20 protein-coding genes are annotated in these 24,152 nt (G+C 70.8%); all 20 read right to left on the minus strand.

From position 1 onward, the window contains the following. Positions 1-56 precede the first annotated feature (56 nt). The 20 genes from ABZW30_RS07780 to ABZW30_RS07875 all read right to left on the minus strand — a co-directional run bounded on the left by ABZW30_RS07780 (position 57) and on the right by ABZW30_RS07875 (position 24,091). Positions 57-1,112: a 2-oxoacid:ferredoxin oxidoreductase subunit beta gene (locus ABZW30_RS07780; protein WP_355670134.1), complete on the minus strand. Its 1,056-nt coding sequence runs from the start codon at positions 1,110-1,112 to the stop codon at positions 57-59. Beyond that, on the minus strand, positions 1,109-3,106 hold the full coding sequence (locus ABZW30_RS07785; RefSeq protein WP_355670135.1) for a 2-oxoacid:acceptor oxidoreductase subunit alpha: 1,998 nt from the start codon (positions 3,104-3,106) through the stop codon (positions 1,109-1,111). The genes ABZW30_RS07780 and ABZW30_RS07785 overlap by 4 nt, the downstream gene beginning before the upstream one ends. A 219-nt stretch (positions 3,107-3,325) precedes the next feature. After that, positions 3,326-3,988 (minus strand): response regulator transcription factor, encoded by a 663-nt coding sequence (locus tag ABZW30_RS07790; protein WP_355670136.1) that lies wholly within the window; start codon positions 3,986-3,988, stop codon positions 3,326-3,328. A gap of 116 nt (positions 3,989-4,104) precedes the next feature. Further along, on the minus strand, positions 4,105-5,115 hold the full coding sequence (locus ABZW30_RS07795) for a polyprenyl synthetase family protein (RefSeq protein WP_355670137.1): 1,011 nt from the start codon (positions 5,113-5,115) through the stop codon (positions 4,105-4,107). Positions 5,116-5,367: 252 nt separating this feature from the next. Then, positions 5,368-7,005 (minus strand): NADH-quinone oxidoreductase subunit NuoN, encoded by a 1,638-nt coding sequence (gene nuoN / locus ABZW30_RS07800; protein WP_355670138.1) that lies wholly within the window; start codon positions 7,003-7,005, stop codon positions 5,368-5,370. Continuing rightward, complete coding sequence (locus ABZW30_RS07805) at positions 7,002-8,636, minus strand: NADH-quinone oxidoreductase subunit M (protein WP_355670139.1); 1,635 nt, start codon at positions 8,634-8,636, stop codon at positions 7,002-7,004. The genes nuoN and ABZW30_RS07805 overlap by 4 nt, the downstream gene beginning before the upstream one ends. 103 nt (positions 8,637-8,739) lie before the next feature. Next, the gene (gene nuoL, locus ABZW30_RS07810; RefSeq protein ID WP_355670140.1) at positions 8,740-10,653 is read right to left on the minus strand and encodes an NADH-quinone oxidoreductase subunit L; all 1,914 of its coding nucleotides are present in this window, start codon (positions 10,651-10,653) and stop codon (positions 8,740-8,742) included. Between the two features lie 14 nt (positions 10,654-10,667). Beyond that, a complete protein-coding gene (nuoK, locus tag ABZW30_RS07815) occupies positions 10,668-10,967 on the minus strand; it encodes an NADH-quinone oxidoreductase subunit NuoK (protein ID WP_188309222.1) in 300 nt (99 codons plus the stop codon). Then, positions 10,964-11,902 (minus strand): NADH-quinone oxidoreductase subunit J, encoded by a 939-nt coding sequence (locus ABZW30_RS07820; protein WP_355670176.1) that lies wholly within the window; start codon positions 11,900-11,902, stop codon positions 10,964-10,966. Before ABZW30_RS07820 ends, nuoK begins: the two co-directional genes overlap by 4 nt. Next, positions 11,902-12,504 carry an NADH-quinone oxidoreductase subunit NuoI gene (nuoI, locus tag ABZW30_RS07825; RefSeq protein ID WP_355670141.1) on the minus strand — a complete coding sequence of 201 codons (603 nt, stop codon included), beginning with the start codon at positions 12,502-12,504 and terminating at the stop codon, positions 11,902-11,904. Before nuoI ends, ABZW30_RS07820 begins: the two co-directional genes overlap by 1 nt. 6 nt (positions 12,505-12,510) lie before the next feature. Beyond that, entirely contained in the window at positions 12,511-13,854 is a 1,344-nt protein-coding gene (gene nuoH / locus ABZW30_RS07830; protein WP_355670142.1) for an NADH-quinone oxidoreductase subunit NuoH, read from the minus strand. Continuing rightward, on the minus strand, positions 13,851-16,355 hold the full coding sequence (locus ABZW30_RS07835) for an NADH-quinone oxidoreductase subunit G (protein ID WP_355670143.1): 2,505 nt from the start codon (positions 16,353-16,355) through the stop codon (positions 13,851-13,853). The genes nuoH and ABZW30_RS07835 overlap by 4 nt, the downstream gene beginning before the upstream one ends. Beyond that, positions 16,352-17,713, minus strand: coding sequence for an NADH-quinone oxidoreductase subunit NuoF (gene nuoF, locus ABZW30_RS07840; protein ID WP_355670144.1), 1,362 nt, complete (start codon positions 17,711-17,713; stop codon positions 16,352-16,354). Before nuoF ends, ABZW30_RS07835 begins: the two co-directional genes overlap by 4 nt. Next, positions 17,713-18,468, minus strand: a complete 756-nt coding sequence (gene nuoE, locus ABZW30_RS07845) for an NADH-quinone oxidoreductase subunit NuoE (protein WP_355670145.1) — start codon at positions 18,466-18,468, stop codon at positions 17,713-17,715. Before nuoE ends, nuoF begins: the two co-directional genes overlap by 1 nt. Then, a complete protein-coding gene (locus ABZW30_RS07850; protein ID WP_355670146.1) occupies positions 18,465-19,829 on the minus strand; it encodes an NADH-quinone oxidoreductase subunit D in 1,365 nt (454 codons plus the stop codon). Before ABZW30_RS07850 ends, nuoE begins: the two co-directional genes overlap by 4 nt. Continuing rightward, on the minus strand, positions 19,829-20,569 hold the full coding sequence (locus tag ABZW30_RS07855) for an NADH-quinone oxidoreductase subunit C (RefSeq protein WP_355670147.1): 741 nt from the start codon (positions 20,567-20,569) through the stop codon (positions 19,829-19,831). The genes ABZW30_RS07850 and ABZW30_RS07855 overlap by 1 nt, the downstream gene beginning before the upstream one ends. After that, on the minus strand, positions 20,566-21,120 hold the full coding sequence (locus ABZW30_RS07860; RefSeq protein WP_031079294.1) for an NADH-quinone oxidoreductase subunit B: 555 nt from the start codon (positions 21,118-21,120) through the stop codon (positions 20,566-20,568). The genes ABZW30_RS07855 and ABZW30_RS07860 overlap by 4 nt, the downstream gene beginning before the upstream one ends. 111 nt (positions 21,121-21,231) lie before the next feature. After that, entirely contained in the window at positions 21,232-21,591 is a 360-nt protein-coding gene (locus ABZW30_RS07865; RefSeq protein ID WP_030060100.1) for an NADH-quinone oxidoreductase subunit A, read from the minus strand. Positions 21,592-22,247: 656 nt separating this feature from the next. Then, positions 22,248-22,955 carry a response regulator transcription factor gene (locus ABZW30_RS07870; protein WP_355670148.1) on the minus strand — a complete coding sequence of 236 codons (708 nt, stop codon included), beginning with the start codon at positions 22,953-22,955 and terminating at the stop codon, positions 22,248-22,250. Continuing rightward, the gene (locus ABZW30_RS07875; protein ID WP_355670149.1) at positions 22,952-24,091 is read right to left on the minus strand and encodes a histidine kinase; all 1,140 of its coding nucleotides are present in this window, start codon (positions 24,089-24,091) and stop codon (positions 22,952-22,954) included. Before ABZW30_RS07875 ends, ABZW30_RS07870 begins: the two co-directional genes overlap by 4 nt. Positions 24,092-24,152: the final 61 nt, after the last annotated feature.

Here is a 24,152-nt window from a genome sequence, read left to right on the forward strand (position 1 = left end):
GGGAAGGCGCCCCCGTCCGGCACGGGACGGGGGCGCCGACTCGCGAGCGGGGACGGTCAGTCCACCGTCCAGGTGTCGTTGCCCGCCAGCAGCGTCGCCAGGTCGCCGGGGCCCCGGTGGGCCACGGCAGTGGCCATCTGACTCTCCATCAACTCGTCGTACACCGGCCGCGAGACGTCCCGCAGCACACCGATCGGCGTGTGGTGCAGGGTGTCCGCGTCGGCGATCCGGGAGAGCGCGAAGGCGGTGGCCGGGCTGGTGGCGTGGGCGTCGTGCACCAGCAGCTCCGCCTCGTTGTCCGCGGTGACCGGGGCGACGAACAACTCGCCGTCCGGCCCCCGGAAGACGCCGTTCGCAGCCTCGCCGCCGAAGCGGATCGGCTGCCCGTGCTCCAGCCGGATCAGCGCCTCGTCGCGGGTGCCGGGCTCCTTCAGCACCTCGAAGGCGCCGTCGTTGAAGATGTTGCAGTTCTGGTAGATCTCCACCAGCGCGGTGCCCTCGTGCTCGGCCGCCGCCCGCAGTACCGACTGAAGGTGCTGGCGGTCCGAGTCGATGGTGCGCGCCACGAAGGAGGCCTCCGCGCCGATCGCCAGCGACAGCGGGTTGAACGGCGCGTCCAGCGAGCCCATCGGGGTGGACTTGGTGATCTTGCCGAGCTCACTGGTCGGCGAGTACTGGCCCTTGGTGAGACCGTAGATCCGGTTGTTGAACAGCAGGATCTTCAGGTTGACGTTCCGCCGCAGGGCGTGGATCAGGTGGTTGCCGCCGATCGACAGCGCGTCGCCGTCACCGGTCACCACCCAGACGCTCAGGTCCCGCCGGGAGGAGGCCAGCCCGGTCGCGATCGCCGGCGCCCGGCCGTGGATCGAGTGCACCCCGTAGGTGTTCATGTAGTACGGGAAGCGCGAGGAGCAGCCGATGCCGGAGACGAACACGGTGTTCTCGCGCTTGATGCCGAGCTCCGGCATGAAGGACTGCACCGCCGCCAGGATCGCGTAGTCCCCGCAGCCGGGGCACCAGCGCACCTCCTGGTCGGTCTTGAAGTCCCGGGCACTCTGCGGCCCTTCGGCCTTGGGCACCAGCCGCAGGGACGGGAAGCCGTTCTCACTCATCGGTGGTCCTCCTCGTCCAGGGTGCCGATCGCAGCCCACAGCACGTCCGCCAACTGCGCCGCCTTGAACGGCAGTCCGCGCACCTGGTTGTAGGACTCCGCGTCCACCAGGTACTTCGCCCGCAGCAGCAGCGCGAGCTGCCCGAGGTTCATCTCGGGCACGATGACCTTCTCGTAACTGCGCAGCACCGAACCCAGGTTGGCCGGGAAGGGGTTGAGGTTGCGCAGGTGCGCCTGCGCGATCTCGCCGCCGTCCGCGCGCACCCGGCGCACCGCCGCGGTGATCGGGCCGTAGGTCGAGCCCCAGCCGAGGGCCAGGACCCGGGCGTCGCCGGTCGGGTCGTCGACCTCCACCGGCTTGACCGTGATGCCGTCGACCTTGGCCTGGCGGGTGCGGACCATGAAGTCGTGGTTGGCCGGGTCGTAGGAGATGTTGCCGGTGCCGTCCTGCTTCTCGATGCCGCCGATCCGGTGCTCCAGACCGGCCGTACCGGGCACCGCCCAGGGGCGGGCGAGGGTGTGCGGGTCCCGCAGGTACGGCCAGAAGGCGCCGTCCTCGCGGTTCGGGCCGGTGGCGAACTGCGGGTCGATCTCGGGCAGTTCGTCGGCGGCCGGGATCCGCCAGGGCTCGGAGCCGTTGGCCAGGTAGCCGTCCGAGAGCAGGAACACCGGGGTGCGGTAGGTCACCGCGATCCGGGCCGCCTCCAGTGCGGCGTCGAAGCACTCGGCGGGCGTGGCCGGGGCGACGATCGGCACCGGGGCCTCGCCGTTGCGGCCGAACATGGCCTGCAGCAGGTCGGCCTGCTCGGTCTTGGTCGGCAGGCCGGTGGACGGGCCGCCGCGCTGGATGTCCACGACCAGCAGCGGGAGTTCGAGCGAGACGGCCAGGCCGATGGTCTCGGACTTGAGCGCGACACCGGGCCCGGAGGTGGTGGTCACGCCCAGCGCCCCGCCGAAGGCGGCGCCCAGCGCGGCGCCGATGCCGGCGATCTCGTCCTCGGCCTGGAAGGTGCGCACCCCGAAGTTCTTGTGCTTGGACAGCTCGTGCAGGATGTCCGAGGCCGGGGTGATCGGGTACGAGCCCAGGTAGAGCGGCAGGCCGGAGCGCTGCGCGGCGGCGACCAGGCCGTAGGACAGGGCGAGGTTGCCGGAGATGTTGCGGTAACGCCCGGAGGGGAGCTTGGCCGGCGGCACCTCGTAGGAGACCGCGAAGGACTCGGTGGTCTCGCCGAAGTTCCAGCCCGCCCGGAAGGCGCTGATGTTGGCCTCGGCGATCTCCGGCTTCTTGGAGAACTTGCCGCGCAGGAAGCGCTCGGTGCCCTCGGTCGGGCGGTGGTACATCCACGACAGCAGGCCGAGCGCGAACATGTTCTTGGCGCGCTCGGCGTCCTTGCGGGCCAGCCCGCTGTCCTTGAGCGCCTCCAGGGTCAGCGTGGTCAGCGGCACCTTGTGCAGGTGGAAGCCGTCCAGCGAACCGTCGCTCAGCGGGTCGGCCGGGTAGCCGACCTTCGCCAGCGCGCGCTTGGTGAACTCGTCGGTGTTGACGATGATCTCCGCGCCGCGCGGCAGGTCGGGCAGATTCGCCTTCAGCGCCGCCGGGTTCATCGCCACCAGCACGTTCGGGGCGTCGCCCGGGGTGAGGATGTCGTGGTCGGCGAAGTGCAGTTGGAAGGACGATACGCCCGGCAGCGTCCCGGCGGGGGCCCGGATCTCGGCCGGGAAGTTCGGCAGCGTGGAGAGGTCGTTGCCGAAGGCGGCCGTCTCCGACGTGAACCGGTCACCGGTGAGCTGCATGCCGTCACCGGAGTCACCGGCGAAGCGGATGATCACCCGGTCGAGTCTGCGAACGGGCTTGGCGCGCTTCGACGGCGGGCCACCCGGGGCCTGCGGACCGGCGGGCCCGTTCGCGCCGGGGCGTCCGTCACCGTTGCCGGTACGACCCTCGTCGCCGCCCGATCCGTCCACTGCCTCTGACTGATCGACCTGACTGGTCACTGCCGCGGACCTCCTCGTGGGCGCACCACCGCGGGCGCGGCCCCGTGCCCCGTCCGCCTGGTGCACCGCTCGCATCCTATGCGTGCGACCTTGAGCCCGACCGGAACTCCGGCCGGAATTTCACCCGCCCGTCCCGGTACCGCACATAGCGACAACGCCCGGCCGCCGGAGATCATTCCGCGCTCCGGCGGCCGGTACCGCCAGGCTCGTCGGACCGGGTCAGGAGTTCAGGTAGGTGAGCACCGCGAGCACCCGGCGGTGGTCCTCCGGGCTCTGGGCGAGGCCGAGCTTGAGGAAGATGTTGCTGACGTGCTTCTCCACCGCGCCGTCGGAGACCACCAGCTGCTTGGCCACCGCCGCGTTGGTGCGGCCCTCCGCCATCAGGCCGAGCACCTCGCGCTCGCGCGGGGTGAGATTGGCCAGAACGTCGCCCTTGCGGCTGCGGCTGAGCAACTGCTGCACCACCTCGGGGTCCAGCGCGGTGCCGCCCTCGGCGACCCGGACGACCGCGTCGGCGAACTCGCGCACCTCGGCGACCCGGTCCTTCAGCAGGTAGCCGACGCCCCGGGTGGAACCGGCCAGCAACTCGGAGGCGTAACGTTCCTCCACGAACTGCGACAGCACCAGCACACCCAGCTGCGGGTAGTGACCGCGCAGCTCCACGCAGGCGCGCAGGCCCTCGTCGGTGTGGGTCGGGGGCATCCGCACGTCGGAGACCACCACGTCCGGCAGGGCGTCGGCCGCCGCCAGGTCGTGGATGGTCTTCACCAGGGCGTCGCCGTCCCCGACGCCCGCCACGACCTCCAGGCCCCGATCGGTGAGCAGCCGGGTCAGGCCCTCCCGCAGCAGTACGGAGTCCTCGGCTATGACGACGCGACGCATGGCGACCTTCCGGGCAGGCGTGAGCTGACGGGAGTCAGTCTCCCCCATCCGCGCACGCCGCCGGAGGGCAAGGTCCGGATCGCCCCGTTCGTGGGGGAGCGACCGGCCGGGCCCGGTCACATGGTGCGGATCGCCACCGCGTCGCAGAGCCCCTCCAGGGCCGCCTTCGCCGCACAGTCCGGCAGCGGGGCGAGCAGCGCCCGGGCCTCCTCGGCGTGCCGCAGGGTCTCCCGGCGGGCGCGCTCCAGGGCGGGGTGGCGGCGCAGCAGGCGCAGCGCTTCGGCGTGCAGCTCGTCGTCGGCGAGGTCCTGGGTGAGCAGCTCGCGCAGCCGCACGTCGTCCGGGTCGGCCGGGTCGACGGGCATCTGCTCCAGCAGCAGGGTCGGCAGGGTCGGCACGCCCTCGCGCAGGTCCGTGCCGGGGGTCTTGCCGGACTCGTGGCCGTCGCTGGCGATGTCGAGCACGTCGTCGGCCAGCTGGAAGGCCATGCCGATCCGCTCGCCGAACTCGCCCAGGGTGTCGACCTGCCAGGGCTCGGCGCCGGCCATCTGCGCTCCGATCCGGCAGGAGACGGCGATCAGCGATCCGGTCTTGCCCTCCAGCACGTCCAGGTAGTGCAGCAGCGGGTCCGCCTCCGGGCCCGGGCCGCGGGTCTCCAGGATCTGGCCGGTGACCAGCCGCTCGAAGGCCTCGGCCTGCATCCGCACGGCCTCCGGACCGAGGTCGGCCAGGACCTGGGAGGCGCGGGAGAAGAGGAAGTCGCCGGTGAGGATGGCGACAGAGTTGTCCCAGCGGGAGTTGGCGCTCTCGGCGCCGCGGCGCACCGGCGCCTCGTCCATGACGTCGTCGTGGTACAGCGTGGCCAGGTGGGTCAGCTCGACGACCACCGCGGCGGGCACCACCCCGGGCGCGCCCGGGTCGCCGAACTGGGCGGCCAGCAGCAGGAGCAGCGGACGGAAGCGCTTGCCGCCGGCCTCCAGGAGGTGACTGGCGGTGACGGTGATGAAGGGGACGTCGCTCTTGACGGCCTCTCCGAGCGCCGCCTCCACCGCCTCCAGTCCGGCCTGGACGTCCCGGGTCAGGTCGCGGTCCTGCACGCTGAGCCCGAAGGGTTCCACGACGGTCACGAAGACCACTCCTCTGTCCCTGGTCGATCTAGCGGCCTGGTCCCTGAGTGCCGCCGCTGGCCATACAGGCAGGGTATCCGGTCGTGAGTGGATCACTGCACGGGCGTGCGGATCCTGTCATGATCGGGCCGGAAGGCCTGGTCAGGGCGGCTGTCGGGGTGTTGCGGCGGTGGGGGCGAATTCGTCTGGAAATAAAGGCTGGAGATCGGCCCTGACTTCCGGACCGATCTCCAGCAAACCGACCGGTGACGGTCAGTACGCGAACAGCGAGGCCTTGGACGCCAGGTCCAGGAAGTACTGCGGCAACAGGCCGAGACCCAGCGTCACCAGCACCCCCACTCCGATCGCGGTCGCCGTGAAGGCGCTCGGGATCACCACCGTCGGGCCGCCCGGCTTCGGGTCCGAGAAGAACATCAGCACGATCACCCGGATGTAGAAGAACGCGGCCACCGCCGAGCTCAGCACACCGACCACCACCAGCGGCGTCGCCCCGCCGGCCGCCGCCGCCTGGAACACCGCGAACTTCCCGGTGAAGCCGGAGGTCAGCGGGATCCCGGCGAAGGCCAGCAGGAACAGCGCGAACACCGCCGCCACCAGCGGCGAGCGCCGCCCCAGCCCCGCCCAGCTGGACAGGTGGGTCGCCTCGCCCTTGGAGTCGCGCACCAGGGTGACCACGGCGAAGGCGCCGAGCGTCACGAAGGAGTACGCCAACAGGTAGAACAGCACCGAGGACAGGCCCTGCTTGTTGACGGCGATCACGCCCGTCAGGATGAACCCGGCGTGCGCGATCGAGGAGTACGCCAATAGCCGCTTGACGTCCTGCTGGGTCACCGCCAGCACCGCGCCCACCACCATGGTGAGGATCGCCACGCCCCACAGCACCGGCCGCCAGTCCAGCCGCAGGCCCGGGAAGGCCACGTAGAACAGCCGCAGGAAGGCCCCGAAGGCCGCGACCTTGGTGGCCGCTGCCATGAAGCCGGTCACCGGGGTCGGCGCGCCCTGGTAGACGTCCGGGATCCAGGAGTGGAAGGGCACCGCGCCGACCTTGAACAGCAGACCGACCGCCAGCATCGCCAGGCCCGTCAGCAGCAGCGCGTCACTCTGGGTGGTGCTCAGCTGCGCCGGGGTGGTCATCGCCTTGCCGGAGATGACGTCGGCGATGTCGCCGAGCTTCACGCTGCCCGCGTAGCCGTACAGCAGCGCGGTGCCGAACAGGAAGAAGGCCGAGGCGAAGGCGCCGAGCAGGAAGTACTTGACCGCCGCCTCCTGCGAGAGCAGCCGGCGGCGGCGGGCCAGCGCGCACAGCAGGTAGAGCGGGAGGGAGAAGACCTCCAGCGCCACGAACATCGTCAGCAGGTCGTTGGCGGCGGGGAAGAGCAGCATGCCGCCGACCGCGAACATGGTCAGCGGGAAGACCTCGCTGGTGGTGAAGCCGGACCGGATCGCGGCCCGCTCCTGCTCGCCGCCGGGGGTGGCGGCGGCCTGGGCGGCGAAGGCGTCGGCGGGCAGCCCGCCGGCCTTGGGCTCCAGCCTGCGCTCGGCGTAGGTGAGCACCGCGACAACCGCGACCAGCAGGATCACGCCCTGCAGGAACAGTGACGGGCCGTCCAGGGCGACCGACTCCATGGCCAGCAGGTCGATCCGGGGCGCGCCGCGGCCCTGCGCGGCCAGCACCACCACGGCGGTGAACGCGCCGATCAGGGCGACCAGGGCGAGCGAGACCTGGGTCCAGTGCCGCAGCCGCCGGGGCACGAAGGCCTCGACCAGGATGCCGGCCACGGCGGCGCCGAACACCACCAGCATCGGGGAGAGTTGGCCGTACTCGATGTGCGGCGCCGGGATGCTGGGGGTGTTGCCGCCGGCGGCGGCGAGCACTGCGGTGACGCTCACTTCTGCTCACCTCCTGAGGTGGCGGCGACCGGGTGGGCCGGCGCCGGGTCGGTCTGGTGGACCTGCGAGAGCGTCGCGTTCACCGAGGGGTTGACCAGGTCGGTGAGCGGCTTGGGGTAGACGCCGAGCAGGATCGTCAGCGCCACCAACGGCGCCACCACGGCGAGTTCGCGGGCCTTGAGGTCGGGCATCGTCCGGACCCCGTCCTTCACCGGGCCGGTCATGGTGCGCTGGTACAGCAGCAGGGCGTACAGCGCGGCCAGCACGATGCCGAAGGTGGCGACGATGCCGATCGCCGGGTAGCGGGTGAAGGTGCCCACCAGCACCAGGAACTCGCTGACGAACGGGGCCAGCCCCGGCAGCGACAGAGTGGCCAGGCCGCCGATCAGGAAGGTCCCGGCGAGCACCGGGGCGACCTTCTGCACACCGCCGTAGTCGGCGATCAGCCGGGAGCCGCGGCGGGAGATCAGGAAGCCGGCCACCAGCATCCACGCGGCGGTGGAGATGCCGTGGTTGACCATGTAGAGGGTCGCGCCGCTCTGACCCTGGCTGGTCAGGGCGAAGATGCCCATGATGATGAAGCCGAAGTGCGAGATCGAGGCGTAGGCGACCAGCCGCTTGATGTCCTTCTGGCCGACCGCCAGCAGCGCGCCGTAGACGATCCCGATCAGCGAGAGGACCAGGATCGCCGGGGCGAAGGTCTTCGAGGCGTCCGGGAACAGCCCGAGGCAGAACCGCAGCATCGCGAAGGTGCCGACCTTGTCCACCACGGCGGTGATCAGGACGGCGGTCCCGGCGGTGGCCTCGCCCATCGCGTTCGGCAGCCAGGTGTGCAGCGGCCACAGCGGGGCCTTCACCGCGAAGGCGAAGAAGAAGCCGAGGAACAGCGTCTTCTCGGCGGTGCCGGTCAGCTGCAGCTTGCCGTCGGCGATCGCGTTGGTGAGGGTCGGCAGGTCGAAGGTGCTGAAGCCCTGGTCCTGCGCGATCACGTACAGCCCGATCACGGCGGCCAGCATCACCAGGCCGCCGAGCAGGTTGTACAGCAGGAACTTGACAGCCGCGTAGGAGCGCTGGCGCGCCGACTCGGGGCCGCCGGCCCGGTCGCCGAAGCCGCCGATCAGGAAGTACATCGGGATCAGCATGGCTTCGAAGAACACGTAGAACAGGAAGATGTCGGTGGCGTAGAAGGAGACGATCACCATCGCCTCCACCGCCAGGATCAGGGCGAAGAAGCCCTGGGTCCTCCTCCGGTTCTCAAAAGTGTCAGGGTCGAAGGCGCCGTCGGGGGCCGCGGGCGCCGGGTCGGCGTCGTACCAGGAGGCCAGCATGACGATCGGCACCAGGACGGCCGTCAGCAGGGCGAGCACGGCGCCGATGCCGTCCACCCCGAGCGAGAAGCCGATGCCGAAGGAGCGGATCCAGCTGTACGACTCGGTCAGCTGGTAGCGGGCGCCGTGCCCGTCGAACCGGGTCGCCACCACGACGGCCAGCGCCAGGGTCACGGCGGAGACGCCCAGCGCGACGGCCTTGGCGGTGGTGCGCCGGGACTCGGTCGACCCGGCGGGCAGGGCGGCGGTCAGCACCGCACCGGCCGCCGGGACGGCGCAGGTGGCGGTCAACAACACACTCATGCGCCCACCTCGCTTCGCTCGGCGGGGACATTCGCCCACACGCGGCATTCGACGATTCGCTCGCTCATGGGCCTGACCTCCCGACGCGTTTCAGGACGAGTCATCACACGGACCTCATCAGGAGAGTCGAGGCGACCAGCACCAGCGTGCCGCCGAACATGGAGAGCGCGTACGAGCGGACGAAGCCGTTCTGGACCCGCCGCAGCCGACTGGACAGGCCCCCGATGGCGGCGGCCAGGCCGTTGACGACGCCGTCCAGGCCGCGGCTGTCGAAGTAGACCAGCGTCGCGGCGAGCGCCGAACCCGGCCGCACCAGCACAGCGTGGTTGAAGTCGTCCTGCAGCAGGTCGCGGCGGGCGGCCCGGGTGAGCGGGGAGCCGACCGGCGGGACCACCGGGACGGGAGAGCGCCCGTACATCAGGTACGACAGGCCGACGCCGGCCAGCATGCAGGCCGTGGTCAGCCCGGTGACGGTCCACGAGCCGAGCGGCGAGTCGCCCTCGCTGTACCCGGTGACCGGCTCCAGCCACTTCAGGAAGGAGTTGTTGAAGTCGAACACCGCGCCCGCGAAGACCGATCCGACCGCCAGCAGGACCATCGGGATGACCATGGTCTTCGGCGACTCGTGCGGGTGCGGGAGGTTGCCCTCCTCGTCCGGCTGCCAGCGCTTCTCGCCGAAGAAGGTCAGCAGCATCACCCGGGTCATGTAGAACGCGGTGACGGCCGCGCCGACCAGCGCGCACAGGCCGAGGATCCAGCCCTCGGTGCCGCCCTTGGCGAAGGCCGCCTCGATGATCTTGTCCTTGGAGAAGAAGCCGGACAGGCCCGGGAAGCCGATGATCGCCAGGTAGCCGAGGCCGAAGGTGACGAAGGTGACCTTCATGTGCCTCCACAGGCCGCCGTAGTGACGCATGTCCACCTCGTCGTTCATGCCGTGCATGACCGACCCGGCGCCGAGGAACAGCCCGGCCTTGAAGAAGCCGTGGGTCACCAGGTGCATGATCGCGAAGGCGTAGCCGATCGGGCCCAGCCCGGCCGCCAGCACCATGTAGCCGATCTGCGACATGGTCGAGCCGGCCAGCGCCTTCTTGATGTCGTCCTTGGCGCAACCGACGATCGCACCGAACAGCAGTGTGACCGCGCCGACCACCACCACGGCGGTCTGCGCGTCCGGCGCCAGGTTGAAGATCACCGAGGAGCGGGTGATCAGGTAGACACCGGCGGTCACCATGGTGGCCGCGTGGATCAGGGCCGAGACCGGGGTCGGGCCCTCCATCGCGTCCCCGAGCCAGGACTGCAGCGGGACCTGGGCCGACTTGCCGCAGGCCGCCAGCAGCAGCATCAGGCCGATCGCGGTCAGCTTGCCCTCGCCGGCCTGGGACGCCCCGCCGACTGCGCCTTCTGAACCGAGGATCGGGCCGAAGGCGAAGGAGCCGAACTCGGCGAACATCAGCATGATCGCGATCGAGAGGCCCATGTCGCCGACCCGGTTGACGATGAAGGCCTTCTTCGCCGCCGTCGCCGCGCTCGGCTTGTGCTGCCAGAAACCGATCAGCAGGTACGAGGCGAGGCCCACGCCCTCCCAACCGAAGTACAGCAGCAGGTAGTTGTCGGCCACCACCAGCAGCAGCATGGCCGCCAGGAACAGGTTCAGGTACGCGAAGAAGCGGCGCCGGCGCTCATCGTGCGCCATGTAGCCCACCGAGTACAGGTGGATCAGCGTGCCGACGCCGGTGATCAGCAGGACGAAGGTCATCGACAACTGGTCGAGCTGGAAGGAGATGTCGGCCTGGAAGCCGTTCACCGGGATCCAGCTGAACAGGTGCTCGGCCACCGCCCGGTGCTCGGCGTCGCGGCCGAGCATGTCCGAGAACAGCACCAGGCCGAAGCCGAACGAGAGCGCGGCGAGCGCGGTGGCCAGCCAGTGGCCGAACCGGTCCAGCGCCCGGCCACCGAGCAGCAGCAGGGCGGCACCGGCCAGCGGGGCCGCCACCAGCAGCGGAATGAGAGAGTTCACCGAAGGCCCTCCGCCTACAGCTTCATCAGGTTGCTGTCGTCGACCGAAGCGGAGTGCCTGGTCCGGAAGATGGAGACGATGATGGCGAGGCCGACCACGACCTCGGCCGCCGCGACCACCATCGTGAAGAAAGCGATGATCTGGCCGTCCAGGGTCCCGTGCAGCCGGGAGAAGGTCACCAGCGCGAGGTTCGAGGCGTTCAGCATCAGCTCCACGCACATGAACAGCACGATCGCGTTGCGCCGGATCAGCACCCCGGACGCGCCGATGGTGAACAACAGGGCCGACAGGTACAGGTAGTTGACCGGGTTCACCGCACGCCCTCCTCGTCCGCCCCGCCGGCCTGGCCGGCGTTGTTGCCGTTGTTGCCGTTGTTGCCGCCGTTGCCGTTGCCGGCGCCCGCCGGCTCCAGCGACTTGCGCGGCGGCGCCACCGCCGGCCGCTCCGAGGACGGACGGCCCAGCCAGTCCGCCGTGGTGTTCTCCAGCTCCGCCATCCGCTGCAGCATCGCCTGGCTGACGTCCCGGATCTGGCCGCGCTCGCGCAGCGTCGCCATCACCGAGTCCTCGGCGACGGTGCCGTCCGGCAGCAGCGCCGGGACGTCCACCGCGTTGTGCCGGGCGTACACGCCCGGGGCCGGCAGCGGCGGCAACTGGAGGTTGTCCTTGACCCGCTGCTCCGCCAGCTCGCGCTGGGTCTTCGGGGCCATCACGTGCTCCCGGTGGGTCAGCACCATCGCGCCGATCGCCGCGGTGATCAGCAGCGCGCCGGTGACCTCGAAGGCCCAGACGTAGCGGGTGAAGATCAGCCGGGCCAGGCCCGGCACGTTGCCCTCGGCGTTCGCCTCGGTCAGCCCGGTGAAGTGGTTCAGCTTCGCGTTGGCGATCCCGGCGATCAGCAGCACGCCGAAGCCCAGCCCGCACAGCACCGCCGCGAACCGCTGGCCCTTCAGCTGCTCCTTCAGCGAGTCCTCGCTGGTGACGCCCACCAGCATCACCACGAACAGGAACAGCATCATGATCGCGCCGGTGTAGACCACGATCTGCACCACGCCCAGGAACACCGCACCCTGCGCCATGTAACAGACCGCCAGCGACAGCATGGTGGCCGCCAGGCAGAGCGCGCTGTGCACGGCCTTGCGCATCAGCAGCATGCCGAGCGCGCCGCCGACCGCGATCACCGCGAGCACCCAGAACTGGACGGCCTCACCAGTGGAGGTCGTCCCGGTCCCGGCCGCGAGATGCGTGATCACTGCTGCACCTCCTTCTCCCGGTCGGTGCGCTCCTGCTGGACCGTCCCGGGCGCCGCCGCGATGATCTCGCCCCGGTAGTACGCGCCCTCGTCGGAGCCCGGATAGATCGCGTGCGGGGTGTCGACCATGCCCTCGGAGAGCCCCACCAGCAGCTGCTCCTTGGTGAAGATCAGGTCCCGGCGGGAGGAGTCCGCGAGCTCGTACTCGTTGGTCATGGTCAGCGCCCGGGTCGGGCAGGCCTCGATGCACAGCCCGCACAGGATGCAGCGGGCGTAGTTGATCTGGTAGACCGCGCCGTAGCGCTCACCCGGCGAATAGCGCTCCTCGTCCCGGTTGTCCGCGCCCTCCACGTAGATCGCGTCGGCCGGGCAGGCCCACGCGCACAGCTCGCAGCCGACGCACTTCTCCAGGCCGTCCGGGTGCCGGTTCAGCTGGTGGCGGCCGTGGAAGCGCGGAGCGGTGGGCTTCTTCTGCTCCGGGTACTGCTCGGTGAGCCGCTTCTTGAACATGGCCTTGAAGGTCACGCCGAAGCCGGCGGCCGGGCCGAGGATCGACGGCCGGTCGGCCCGCTCGGCCCTGCCCGTCTGGTCGGACGACATCTCGGATCAGCTCCCTTCGGAATGGTCGGCCCCGTTGAGGGCGTCCTGCAGTTGCTTCGGGGCGCGGCTGCGCCGGCGCGGCACCGGCGGAAGCACCTGCCCGGGCAGCGGCGGCACCGGGTACCCGCCCGCCATCGGGTCGAACTCGCCCTTCGGGGGCGCCCCGTCTTCGAACGTCGCGGCTTCTTCGGGCTGTTTCCTCAGGAAGTCCCGCAGCAGCGTCAGCAGCAGGATCACGCTGACCGGCGCACCCACGTACAGCACCACCTCGCCGAAGCCGTAGCCCTCGTTGCGCAGCGCCCGCACACTCGCGATCAGCACCAGCCACACCAGCGAGACCGGGATCAGCACCTTCCAGCCCAGCTTCATGAACTGGTCGTAGCGGAACCGGGGCAGCGTGCCGCGCAGCCAGATGAAGAAGAACAGCAGCAGCTGGATCTTCAGCGTGATCCACAGCATGGGCCACCAGCCGTGGTTGGCGCCCTCCCAGAAGGTCGACACCGGCCAGGGGGCCCGCCAGCCGCCCAGGAACAGGGTCGAGGCCACCGCCGAGACGGTCACCATGTTGACGTACTCGGCCAGCATGAACATCGCGAACTTCAGCGAGGAGTACTCGGTGTTGAAGCCGCCGACCAGCTCGCCCTCGGCCTCCGGGAGGTCGAACGGCGCCCGGTTGGTCTCACCGACCATCGCGATGACGTAGACGATGAACGACACCGGCAGCAGCGCCGCGAACCAGGTCGGCTGCTGGCGCGCCACGATCTCCGAGGTGGACATCGAGCCCGAGTAGATGAACACCGCCGCGAAGGACAGGCCCATCGCGATCTCGTAGCTGATCATCTGCGCGGAGGAGCGCAGCCCGCCCAGCAGGGGGTACGTCGAGCCGGAGGACCAACCCGCCAGCACGATCCCGTAGATGCCCACCGAAGCCGTCGCCAGGATGTACAGCAGCGCCACCGGGAAGTCGGTCAGCTGCAGCGGCGTCCGGGTGCCGAAGATCGACACCTCGTTGCCGGCCGGGCCGAACGGGATCACCGCGAAGGCCATGAAGGCCGGGATGGCACAGACGATCGGGGCCAGGATGTAGACCACCTTGTCCGAGCCCTTGACCACCAGGTCTTCCTTCAGCGCCAGCTTCACGCCGTCCGCCAGCGACTGCAGCATGCCCCACGGACCGTGCCGGTTCGGCCCGATGCGCAACTGCATCCAGGCCACCACCTTGCGCTCCCAGACGATCGCGATCAGCACCGTCAGGACCAGGAACGCGAAACAGAACACCGCCTTCAGCAGCACCAGCCACCACGGGTCCTGCCCGAAGAAGTGGAGCGTCTCGTACGGCTGCGGAGTCATCGGTCCTCCCCTTCGCGGCCGGACCGGGCCTCGTCCTCGACGGCGACCGGCTCCAGCGAGGCCGCGGCGATCGTGACCAGGTGGCCGACGGTGGTGCCGAGCGTGCGGTGGGCTCCGCCCGGTGTGGAGTTGAGCGGGATCCAGACCGTACGGTCCGGGATCGAGTCGGTGACCTCCAACGGGAGGACCAGCGAGCCGGCCGGGCCGGTCAGCCGCAGCGCGGCGGCCGCACCGGCGTCGATCTCCTTCGCGGTGGCCGCCGAGATCCGGGCCACGGCCCGATGCCGGGTGCCCGCCAGGTGCGGATCGCCCTGCTGCAGCACGCCGTTGTCCAGCAGCTGGCGCCAACCCGCCAGCACCGCCTGGCCGGTGGCCGGCCGGGGCGGCAGACCGGGGTGCACCGCCGGGTCGGCCACGCGGTCGCCCTGCCAGGGCTCGAAACGGTCCAGCTCCAGCCGGGCCGCCCGGACGTCCGCGAGGCCCAGCCGGTGGCCCAGCGCGTCCGCGAGCATCGTCAACACCCGCAGGTCGGACTGGAGGTGGCGGCCCATCTGCTGGTCCGGCTTGAGCGCGGCCTCGAACATCCGCACCCGGCCCTCCCAGTCCAGGAAGGTGCCCGCCTTCTCGGCCACCGCCGCCACCGGCAGCACCACGTCCGCCCGCGCCGTCACCGCGGAGGGCCGCAGCTCCAACGACACGATGAACGGCGCCGCCGCCAGCGCCTCGTCGACCAGCGCCGGGTCCGGCAGGTCGTCCGGCTCCACCCCGCCGACCAGCAGCGCGTCCAGGTCGCCCTGGGCGGCCGCGGTCAGGATCCGGTCGGTGTCCCGGCCCGGCAGCGAGGGCAGCTCCGCCACCCCCCACACCGCGGCCGCCTCCGCCCGGGCCGCCGCAGCGGCCACCGGCCGGCCGCCGGGCAGCAGGCCCGGCAGCGCGCCGGCCTCCACCGCCCCGCGCTCGCCCGCCCGGCGCGGCACCCAGGCCAGCTCGGCCCCGGTCGCGTGCGCCAGCCGCAGCAGCGCCGTCAGCGCGCCCGGGATCGCGGCCAGCCGCTCGCCCGCCAGGATCACCGCACCCGGCCGGCGCAGCAGCTCGGTCACCTGCCCGGCCTCGTCGTTCAGCGGTTCGTCCGCCGCCAGCGCCGCGAACCACTCCGGCTCGGTGCCGGGGGCGGCCGGCAGCAGCGCGCCGCGCAGCTTGGCCAGGCCCCGGGAGGCGAAGGCCGCCACCGAGTACACCTTCAGGTCACGGCCGCGGGCCGCCTTCCGCAGCCGCAGGAAGACGATCGGCGACTCCTCCTCCGGCTCGAAGCCCGCCAGCAGCACCGCCGGGGCGTGCTCCAGCCGCTCGTACGTCACCCCGTCGCCGGCCACGTCCACCCCGTGCCCGGCGACCGCCGCGGCCAGGAAGTCCGCCTCCTCGCCGCTGTGCGGCCGGGCCCGGAAGTCCACGTCGTTGGTGCCCAGCACCACCCGGGCGAACTTGGCGTAGGCGTACGCGTCCTCGACCGTCACCCGGCCGCCGGCCAGCACACCGGTACGGGCCCCGCGCAGCCCCTCGGCCGCCCGGGCCAGCGCCTCCGGCCAGGAGGCGGGCACCAGTTCGCCGTCCACCCGCACCAGCGGGGTGGTCAGCCGGTCCCGCAGCTGGGCGTAGCGGAAGGCGAACCGCCCCTTGTCGCAGTTCCACTCCTCGTTCACCGCCGGGTCCTCGCCGGCCAGCCGGCGCAGCACCTTGCCGCGCCGATGGTCGGTGCGCTGGGCGCAGCCCGCCGAGCAGTGCTCGCACACGCTCGGCGAGGAGACCAGGTCGAAGGGGCGGGAGCGGAAACGATAAGCCGCCGACGTCAGCGCGCCCACCGGACAGATCTGGATGGTGTTCCCGGAGAAGTAGGACTCGAAGTCGTCCCCCTCGCCGGTGCCGACCTGCTGCAGCGCCCCGCGCTCCACCAGGTCGATGAACGGGTCCCCGGCGATCTGCTGGGAGAAGCGGGTGCAGCGGGCGCACAGCACGCAGCGCTCCCGGTCCAGCAGCACCTGGCTGCTGATCGGCACCGGCTTCTCGTAGGTGCGCTTCATACCCTCGAAGCGGGAGTCCGCGCCGCCGGTGGACATCGCCTGGTTCTGCAGCGGGCACTCGCCGCCCTTGTCGCAGATCGGGCAGTCCAGCGGGTGGTTGATCAGCAGCAGCTCCATCACGCCGCGCTGGGCCTTCTCGGCCACCGGCGAGCTGAGCTGGGTGCGCACCACCATGCCCTCGGCGACCGGGATGGTGCAGGAGGCGACCGGCTTGCGCTGGCCCTCGACCTCGACGATGCACTGCCGGCAGGCGCCGGCCGGGTCCAGCAGCGGGTGGTCGCAGAAGCGCGGGATCTGGGTGCCGATGGTCTCGGCGGCCCGGATCACCAAGGTGCCCTTGGGGACCTTCACTTCGACGCCGTCGATGGTGAGCGTGACCAGTTCGACTGCGGTTTCGGAGGCGGTTGGCTCTGTGATCGTCACGCGTGCACCTCCCTTTCGGTGGCGGACTGGTGGCCGGGGCGGGGGCCGTCGGCCCAGACGGTGGAGGCGGCCGGGTCGAACGGGCAGCGGCGCTCGGCGAGGTGCTGCTCGTACTCGGCCCGGAAGTGCTGGAGCGAGGAGACGATCGGGCTGGCCGCGCCGTCGCCCAGCGCGCAGAAGGACTTGCCGTTGATGTTGTCGGCGATGTCGAGGAGCTTCTCCAGGTCCCCCTCGACGCCCTCGCCCGCCTCGATCCGCTTGAGCAGCTGGACCAGCCAGTAGGTGCCCTCGCGGCACGGGGTGCACTTGCCGCAGGACTCGTGGGCGTAGAACTCGGTCCAGCGGGTGACCGCCCGCACCACGCAGGTGGTCTCGTCGAAGACCTGCAGCGCCTTGGTGCCGAGCATCGAGCCGGCCGCACCGACGCCCTCGTAGTCCAGCGGGACGTCGAGGTGCTCGTCGGTGAACATCGGGGTGGAGGAGCCGCCCGGGGTCCAGAACTTCAGCCGGTGGCCGGGGCGGACGCCACCGCTGAGGTCCAGCAGTTGGCGCAGGGTGATGCCGAGCGGGGCCTCGTACTGGCCGGGGTTGGTGACGTGGCCGGAGAGCGAGTACAGCGTGAAGCCGGGGGACTTCTCGGTGCCCAGGCCCTTGAACCACTCCTTGCCCCGGGCCAGGATCGGCGGCACCGAGGCGATCGACTCGACGTTGTTGACCACCGTCGGACAGGCGTACAGGCCGGCGATCGCCGGGAACGGCGGGCGCAGCCTCGGCTGTCCGCGGCGGCCCTCCAGCGAGTCCAGCAGCGCCGTCTCCTCGCCGCAGATGTACGCGCCGGCTCCGGCGTGCACGGTGATGTCGAGGTCGACGCCGGAGCCGAGGATGTTCCGGCCCAGCAGCCCTGCCTGGTACGCCTCGGCGACGGCCGCGTGCAGCCGGCGCAGCACCGGGACGACCTCGCCGCGCAGGTAGATGAACGCGTGGTCGCAGCGGATCGCGTAGGAGGCGATGATCATGCCTTCGATCAGCGCGTGCGGGTTGGCGAACAGCAGCGGGATGTCCTTGCAGGTGCCCGGCTCGGACTCGTCCGCGTTGACCACCAGGTAGTGCGGCTTGCCGTCGTTCTGCGGGATGAACTGCCACTTCATCCCGGTGGGGAAGCCCGCGCCGCCGCGGCCGCGCAGGCCGGCGTCCTTGACCAGGGCGATCACGTCGTCCGGGGGCATCGCCAGGGCCGCCTTGAGGCCCTCGTAACCCTGGTGGCGGCGGTAGGTGGCGAGCGTCCAGGGGTGGCTGTCGTCCCAGGAGGCGGACAGGACGGGGGTGAGCAGCTTCTCGGCCGGCTCGGCGGAGGTCATCACGCTTCGGTCCCTTCCTGGCCGGGCTCCTCGTGGCGCGGGGAGACCACCTTGGTGCCGCCGGTGCCGGGCAGGGCCTCGCCCCTGGAGAGCCGCAGGCCGGCCAGCGAGGGGGCGCCGCCGGCGCCGGACTCGTCGTTGGCGCCGGGGCGCTCGTCAGGGAAGCCGGCCAGGATCCGGGCGGTCTCCTTGAAGCCGCACAGCCGGGCGCCGCGGGTGGGCCGCACCTCCCGGCCGGCCCGCAGGTCGTCGACCAGCTGCCTGGCGCTCTCCGGGGTCTGGTTGTCGAAGAACTCCCAGTTGACCATCACCACGGGGGCGTAGTCGCAGGCGGCGTTGCACTCGATGTGCTCGATCGAGACCTCACCGTCCTCGGTGGTCTCGTTGTTGCGGATGCCCAGGTGCTGCTGGAGCTCGGCGAAGATCTGGTCGCCGCCGAGCACCGCGCACAGGGTGTTGGTGCAGACCCCGACGTGGTACGTCCCGGCCGGGCGCCGCCGGTACATGGTGTAGAAGGTGGCGACGGCGGTGACCTCGGCGGTGGTGAGGTCCAACTGCTCGGCGCAGAAGCGGATCCCGGTCGGGCTGACGAAGCCCTCCTCGGCCTGCACCAGGTGCAGCAGCGGCAGCAGTGCCGAGCGGGCCTGCGGGTAGCGGCCGATCAGCTCGGCGGCGTCGGCGGCCAGCCGGGTGTGCACCTCCTCGGGGTACGGCGGGGCCGGCAGCGCCGGCAGTCCGAGTTCGACGTTGGTCACCGGTCCACGCCTCCCATCACCGGGTCGATCCCGGCCACCGCGACGATCACGTCGGCCACCTGGCCGCCCTCGCACATCGCCGCCATCGACTGCAGATTGGTGAACGACGGATCACGGAAATGGACCCGGTACGGGCGCGTCCCGCCGTCGCTGACCACGTGCACGCCCAGCTCGCCCTTGGGCGACTCGACCGCCGCGTACGCCTGGCCGACCGGGACCCGGAAGCCCTCGGTGACCAGCTTGAAGTGGTGGATCAGGGCCTCCATCGAGGTGCCCATGATCTTGCGGATGTGGTCGAGCGAATTGCCCATCCCGTCGGGGCCGACGGCCAGTTGGGCGGGCCAGGCGATCTTCTTGTCGGCCACCATGACCGGGCCCGGCCGCAGCCGGTCCAGGCACTGCTCGACGATCCGCAGCGACTGCTTCATCTCCTCCAGCCGGATCAGGAAGCGGCCGTAGGAGTCGGCGGTGTCCGCCGTGGCGACCTCGAACTCGTAGTTCTCGTAGCCGCAGTACGGGTCGGTCTTGCGCAGGTCGTGCGGCAGGCCGGTGGCGCGCAGGATCGGGCCGGTGGCGCCGAGGGCCAGGCAGCCGGGCAGGTCGAGGAAGCCGACGTCGACCAGTCGGGCCTTGAACACCGGGTTGCCGGTGGCGAGTTTGTCGTACTCGTGCATCCGGGAGCGGAAGACCTTGACCGCCTCACGGATCTGGTCGACGGCGCCGGGCGGCAGGTCCTGGGCGAGGCCGCCGGGGCGCACGTACGCGTGGTTCATGCGCAGGCCGGTGACCAGCTCGAAGACGTCCAGGATGAGTTCGCGGTCCCGGAAGCCGTAGATCATCAGGGTGGTGGAGCCGATCTCCATGCCGCCGGTGGCCAGGCAGACCAGGTGCGAGGAGATCCGGTTGAGCTCCATCATCATCACCCGGATGACGTCGGCCCGCTCCGGGATGTCCTCGGTGATGCCGAGCAGTTTCTCGACCGCCAGGCAGTAGGCGGTCTCGTTGAACAGCGGGGTCAGGTAGTCCATGCGGGTCACGAAGGTGGTGCCCTGGACCCAGCTGCGGAACTCCATGTTCTTCTCGATGCCGGTGTGGAGGTAGCCGATGCCGCAGCGGGCCTCCTTCACCGTCTCGCCGTCGATCTCCAGGATCAGCCGCAGCACGCCGTGGGTGGACGGGTGCTGGGGGCCCATGTTGACGATGATGCGTTCGTCATCGGCCCGGCCGACCGCCTCGACCACCTCGCCCCAGTCGCCGCCGGTGACGGTGAAGACCCGGCCCTCGGTGGTCTCGCGGGCCTGCGCTTCCTCGGTCTCGCCGCGGGTCTCTTCGTCGGCCTCTTCGTAGTGCTGAGTGCTCATCAGCTGTACGACCTCCGCTGGTCGGGTGCCGGGATCTGGGCGCCCTTGTACTCGACGGGGATGCCGCCGAGCGGGTAGTCCTTGCGCTGCGGGTGGCCCAGCCAGTCGTCCGGCATCATGATCCGGGTGAGCGCCGGGTGGCCGTCGAAGACCAGGCCGAAGAAGTCGTAGACCTCGCGCTCGTGCCAGTCGTTGGTCGGGTAGACGCTCACCACGGAGGGGATCCGCGGGTCGGCGTCCGGCGCGGTGACCTCCAACCGGATCAGCCGGCCGTGGGTGATCGAGCGCAGGTGGTAGACCGCGTGCAGCTCGCGGCCCTTGTCGCCCGGGTAGTGCACGCCGCTGACGCCCAGGCACAGTTCGAAGCGCAGCGCCGGGTCGTCGCGCAGGATCCGGACGGTCCTCAGCAGGTGGTCCCGGTCGATGTGGAAGGTGAGCTCACCGCGGTCGACCACGGTCTTCTCGATCACCTCGGCCGGGTCCAGGCCCTGTTCCTCCAGAGCCCCCTCCAGCTCGTCGGCGACCTCGTCGAAAACGCCGTATCCCGCGGCTCCGCCGCGTGGGCCTCCGTACGGGCGTCCGCTCGGGCCGGGCAGCACGATCGGGGCGGCCAGGCCACCGAAGCCCGAGGTGTCGCCGCTGCCGTGGGCGCCGAACATGCCCTGGCGGCGGCCGACCACCTCGACCGGGAGCTCGCGGACCGGCTGGTCTCGACGGGTCTCGGGTAGCTGTTCGCTCATCGCAGCTGCCCCCGCATCTCACTGATCGGGGTGGCCTTGAGGGCGAGGGCCTCACCGAGTTCCTCGGCGCGGCGCCGGTTCACGCCCAGCGGCTCGTGCTGGATCTTGTCGTGCAGCTTCAGGATGGCGTCCATCAGCATCTCCGGGCGGGGCGGGCAGCCGGGCAGGTAGATGTCCACCGGGACGATGTGGTCGACGCCCTGGACGATCGCGTAGTTGTTGAACATCCCGCCGGAGGAGGCGCAGACGCCCATCGAGATGACCCACTTGGGGTTGGCCATCTGGTCGTACACCTGGCGCAGCACCGGGGCCATCTTCTGACTCACCCGGCCCGCGACGATCATCAGATCGGCCTGCCGGGGGGATCCCCGGAAGACCTCCATGCCGAACCGGGCCAGGTCGTAGCGGCCGGCGCCGGTGGTCATCATCTCGATCGCGCAGCAGGCCAGACCGAAGGTGGCCGGGAAGAGTGACGCCTTGCGCACCCAGCCGGCGGCCGTCTCCACGGTCGTGAGCAGAAAGCCGCTCGGCAGCTTCTCCTCGATTCCCATCAGATCCCTCTCAATGCCCTCAAGTCCGCTGGTACGTCGACCGGTTCCGGCTTGTCCGCTCGTTCACAAGCGTTCACGCACCGGCCGACGGGTGTGGCTACCACCCCGCGCTCAGTCCCACTCCAGGCCACCGCGGCGCCACACGTAGGCGTACGCGACGAAGACGGTGGCGATGAACAGCAGCATCTCGACCAACCCGAAGATCCCCAGGGCGTCGAAGGTCACCGCCCAGGGGTAGAGGAAGACGATCTCGATGTCGAAGACGATGAAGAGCATCGCCGTCAGGTAGTACTTGATCGGGAACCGACCGCCGCCCACGGGCTGCGGGGTCGGCTCGATGCCGCACTCGTACGCCTCCAACTTGGCCCGGTTGTAGCGCTTGGGGCCGGTGAGTGAGGCCATCACGACGGAGCCGACCGCGAACGCCGCCGCGATGGCACCGAGTACGAGGATCGGCGCGTAGGCATTCATAGCCCCCGCTCCCTCCGTCCAGTCGTCCTTGACTGCAGATCGGAACCGGCGGGTCACGCTGAGGTGAACCCGCGCTCCAGTTCCCGAGATCCACCTCATGTGAGGCAGTTCACAAGGCCTGGAGTGAGCGCATCCTATGCCCGTCGGCTTGTGATCTGCGACACGCGGTTCACCGTCATCTTTGTGATCTACGACACCATGTGAATGGTGTCGAATGTGAACATGCCCAGAGTCGTCAACGCAAAGGAGTCAAATGGTCACAACCAGTCGCATTTACCTTTGAAGTAGCTGGTCAGCGGCACGTTCCTATATCAACTATGCGTCGCGCTGAGCAAATTTCCTGGCGTCATGTTGACGTGTTATGGCGACTCACTCGCAGGGGTGGCGGGGGCTTGAACGCCTGCTTGACCCTTCGTTCACAAGCGCGCGAGGTTGTCGTCCGGTGGGTTCCTCTCCCCCTCCCCCGCCCGCCCCCGGTTTCTCCGCCACCCGCCGTCCACCGCCCGCAGCCGCCGCCTGCTGCCCGCTGCCCGGCATGCCCGCCTGCTGTCGGCTGCCCGCTGCCCGCGGGCATGCCGGGGAGCGAGGTCGGGGCCGCTCTCGCGCGGCCGCCGCCCCGGGGGTCGCCTCTCCTCGCCCTGCGGGCCAGGCGCCGGTTACCGGTTGCTGGCCGCCTGCTCCCACGCCCAGGCCGCGATGCCCACCCGGTTACGGACGCCGAGCTTGCGCTGGATGCTGGCGAGGTGGTTCTTCACCGTCCCCGGCGAGATGAACAGCCCCGCACCGATCTCGGCGTTGGTCGCCCCGTCCGCCACCTGCTCGGCGATCTCCCTTTCCCGCGCGGTCAGTTCCTCCACCGGCCCGGCTATCAGCGGCGCCGCCGACGCCGCACTGCCCCCCGCCCCTGAGGCCGCCCCGGGCTTCGGCTCCGCTCCCGGAAGTGCCATGTGCCGCAGGAGCCGTACGGTGACCTGCGGGCTGATCAACGCGTCCCCGGCCATCGCCGCCCGGATCGCCTCGATCAGCAGCACCGGCCCTGAGCGCTTCAACAGGAACCCCGCCGCACCGTGCCGCAATGCCGCATGCACGTACTCGTCCAGGTCGAAGGTGGTCACCACGATCACCTTGCACTGGCCGGCCAACTGCCGGGTGACCTCCAAGCCGTCGAGCTTCGGCATCCGGATGTCCGCGAGCACCACGTCCGGCCGCAGTCTCCGTGCTTCCTCCACCGCCACGGCGCCGTCCGCCGCCTCGGCCACCACCATCATGTCCGGTTGGACGTCCAGGATCATCCGGAACGCACTGCGGACGTCCGCCTGGTCGTCCGCGATCAGGATCCGAACCGGCCCCGTACCACTGCTCATCCCTGCACCTCCCCCGTACCGACCCGCGTCGGCCTCTGCGATCGTTCCGGCCCGAATCGTTCCGGCCCGGATCGTTCCGGCCCACCGGCGGCCGTGTCCAGCGGCAGCACCGCCGTCACCCGCCAACCCTCCCGCTCGTACGGGCCGGCTTCCAGCGAGCCGCCGAGGGCCTCCACCCGGGCCGCCAGTCCCGGGAGCCCGCTCCCGCCGCCCCGACGTGGACGCCCGTCCGGGGCCGGCGCCCCGCCGTCGTCGGTCACGGTCAACTCCAGCCGTCCGCCGCTGCGGCGGGCGCGGACCTCGACCATCCGCGCGGCCGGGGCGTGCCGACGGACATTGGTCAGGGACTCGACCGCGATCCGGTGAACGGTGCCCTCCACCTCGCGCGGCACCGGCCCCTCCGGCAGCTCCAACCGGACCTCGATGCCCCCCGCAGCGGTGAACTGCTCGGCCACTCGGGCCAGTTCGGCGAGACCCGGCTGCGGACTGCGGCCACCGGCCTCCTCGCTGCGCAGCAGCTGTACGGTCCGGTCCAGCGAGGCCAGGGCTCGCTGCCCAGCCTGCTCTATCCGCTCGAACATCTCGGCCGCCCGCGCCGGGTCGATGGAGGCCAGGTACGCCCCCGCCTGGGCCTGAGCGACCATGCCGCTGACGTCATGCGCCACGAAGTCGTGCAGATCGTGGGCCAGTTCGAGCCGCTGCACCCGTCTGGCCTCGGCCACCGCGCGGGCCCGGCCCTCGTCCAGGCCCCGCAGGTAGAGCCCGATCAGCACCGTCGGCAGGGACAGTATCGATCCGAACCCGAAGAGCGTGAGCACGTCGACCGGCCCGTCGAACCGGGACGGCCAGAGCGCGACCGCTCCGCACGCCGTCCAGGCGGCCGCCGCGCTCCGTGGGCCGTCCTCGGCGCGCAGGCTGAGGACCACCGCCAGCAGCAGGGCGGCCAGTTCGGCCAGACCGACCAACCCGGTCCAGCGGTCCGCCTCCGTCCAGTGGCCGGTGAACCAGACGGCGATCGAGACCGCCACCGACACCGCGCCCAGCACAGTCGTCGCCGCCGCCGATCCGTGCCGCCCGCGAAGGCGCCAGGCCGGCAGTAGCAGGGCCGGGACAACCAGGGACAGGATCTGAGTCATCGCCACCGCCTCTCTTCGACTCTTCAACTGTCGTCACATTACGACGTGCCCCAGCAGGCAC

The organism is Kitasatospora sp. NPDC004669, assembly GCF_040609455.1.
In the GTDB taxonomy this organism is placed as follows: domain Bacteria; phylum Actinomycetota; class Actinomycetes; order Streptomycetales; family Streptomycetaceae; genus Kitasatospora.